The 2,301-nt window shown below is 65.6% G+C and carries 3 protein-coding genes; all 3 read left to right on the top strand.

Features of this window, described 5'->3' with window-relative positions; genetic code table 11:
* Positions 1–797, top strand: a 797-nt coding sequence (locus VML93_RS21480) for a hypothetical protein (protein ID WP_325613793.1), incomplete at its 5' end; no start/stop codon positions are given.
* Positions 790–1,656 carry an NAD-dependent epimerase/dehydratase family protein gene (locus VML93_RS21485; RefSeq protein WP_325613795.1) on the top strand — a complete coding sequence of 289 codons (867 nt, stop codon included), beginning with the start codon at positions 790–792 and terminating at the stop codon, positions 1,654–1,656. The genes VML93_RS21480 and VML93_RS21485, both read left to right, overlap by 8 nt.
* A 105-nt stretch (positions 1,657–1,761) precedes the next feature.
* The coding region (locus VML93_RS21490; RefSeq protein WP_325613797.1) for a glycosyltransferase family 2 protein at positions 1,762–2,301 on the top strand (540 nt) is incomplete at its 3' end.

Consider the following 2,301-nt stretch of genomic DNA (forward strand, 5'->3'; position numbering starts at 1 on the left):
CCCGCGTCGACCAACCGATCGGCGCCACGCCGTCGGTTCACGGCATCGACCTCACGACCGGGCGCGGGATGCGCCTGGATGCCGACCGGGTGTTCGTGGGTGCCGGTGGGCTCGGCAGTACGCGCATCGCGATCAACTCGCTCAGCGCGCCGCCACAGCGGGTCGCCCTGCAGGAATCGGTGCAGTTTTTGATCCCGTTCATCTCGCGGCGCACTACAGGCGACCCACGCGAACAGCCCGACTTCACCCTTAACCAGTTCAACCTCCTGATGAAGTACGACGACGAGGCCTACACCACCTCACAGGTGCATTGTTACCCGTACAACCCGGCTATCGCCGCGGCGCTGCCGCACTGGCTGCCCCGGTCGTGGGACGGCGCTGCGCTCGGTCGGGTCACCGCGGGGCTCGGATACTTGCCGTCATGGCGCTCACCGCAGCTGCGGGTAGATATCCGGGCACGCTATGAGAACGCATTGCCGGATATCGCCGTACGGGTCGTGTCCGATGAGCGGCCGGCAATGCTGCGCTCGGTGCTGCGCCGGCTCACAACGCTGGGACCCAAGCTCGACCTGTACCCGGTGCTGCCGATGGTGCGGCTGTCCGGGCCCGGCAAGAGCTACCACTTCGGGTCGACGTTCCCGCACGGCGACGGCTCAGATTTGCTCGGCCGTATAGGCACCTTTCGCGACGTCCACCTCATCGACGGCGCGGTGTTGCCGTCGGTGCCTTCGACCACATTCACGCTGACAGTGATGGCCAACGCCCACCGCATCGCGACGGCGAGCCGACGTGTCTGATCGGGGCATCATCGCGATCACGGGCGCGAACGGCTATGTGGGCATGTCACTGTACGCGGCGTTCGGCGCGGCCGGCTACCGCGTCATCGCGCTGCAGCGCTCCGCACCCAGTGGCGCAACGGATTACGTGCCCTATTCCCTTGAGGACGGACCGGCGGCCCCGCTGCCTTCCGACGTGGCGGCCGTCGTCCACTGTGCTTACGACCTACGCGCTCGCGACCACGCCGAGATCGAACGGATCAACATCGGCGGCACCGCGAAGCTCCTACAGGCGGTCGGGAACGTCCCGTTTGTGCTCATCTCCTCGCAATCGGCTTACGCCGGTACGCAACAGATCTACGGCCGCGTCAAGCTCGCCTGTGAGGACCTCGTCACCGCTCGCGGTGGGACGTCGCTGCGGCTGGGGCTCGTCTACGGCGGCGCCGACGGCGGCATGATTGGTGCGTTGTCAAGGGTCGCCGCGCTCCCGATAGTCCCGCTGCCGAGTCCGGACTCGCACCAGTACGTGGTGCATGCTGATGACATGGCGCGCTGTGTGGTGGCCGCCACCCGACAACCTCCGCCACACCACGTAGTCGGCGTGGCCAACCCGCGCCGGGTTTCGTTCAGCGAGATCATCCGGACGCTGCGCGCGGCGCGCACCGCCAAGCCGCACCGTACCGTCCCGGTACCGTCTGCCCTGGTCTATCGTGCATTGCGCGCAGCGGAGGGGATCGGCGTCAGGGCAGGGTTTCGCGCCGATTCGCTCCTCGGGTTGATGCACCCTGCGCCGGACGTGCCAAACGTCGACCACTGGGCCGAGTGTGGGATCGCGCTGAGGGACTTCGCGGACGACGCTCGACATTCGCTAGCGGGATGACGGAGTATGAAGCCAGCACTAAGGGACGTGCAAGCAAATCCATTCGCAGCGTCAGGACACGTGACCGATACTCGTTGCCCTCAGCCGACTCCACGGAACTCCCACGTGACGGCGTCAGTCGTGATACCTGCCTTCACCCTCGATCGATGGGACCTGATCGTCAAGGTTGTCGATGCCGTCCAATCACAGACCCGCCTGCCGGTTGAGCTGATCTTGAGTATCGACCGAAACCCAGAGCTTCTTCGTGCCTGCCAGGATCGTTGGGATTATGCAGATTTGCCGGTGCCCGTCAAGGTCATGGCGAACGACAATCAGTGGGCACCCCGTGTGGTAACAGAGTCGAGTTCGGACGGCGTCGCTCGCGGCTATGGCGGTGGGAGCGCCCGCAACTCAGGCGCGAAGACAGCGATCGGTGATGTCATCGTCACCTTCGACGACGACGCTTGGCCCGAGCCCGAGTGCCTTAAGTATCTTCTAGCCCCCTACGACGATCCGTCGGTGGTCGCCGTCGGCGCAACGAGCGTTCCGGATTACGAAACCCGGCGGCCCCGTTGGTTTCCGCGAAGCTTCGATTGGATCTTCGGTGGCGCCTACGAGGGCCTTCCGACCACCCTCGCCCCGGCGCCACGCTTGTTCGGAGGAATG

Source organism: Mycobacterium sp., assembly GCF_035499775.1.
Lineage (GTDB): Bacteria > Actinomycetota > Actinomycetes > Mycobacteriales > Mycobacteriaceae > Mycobacterium.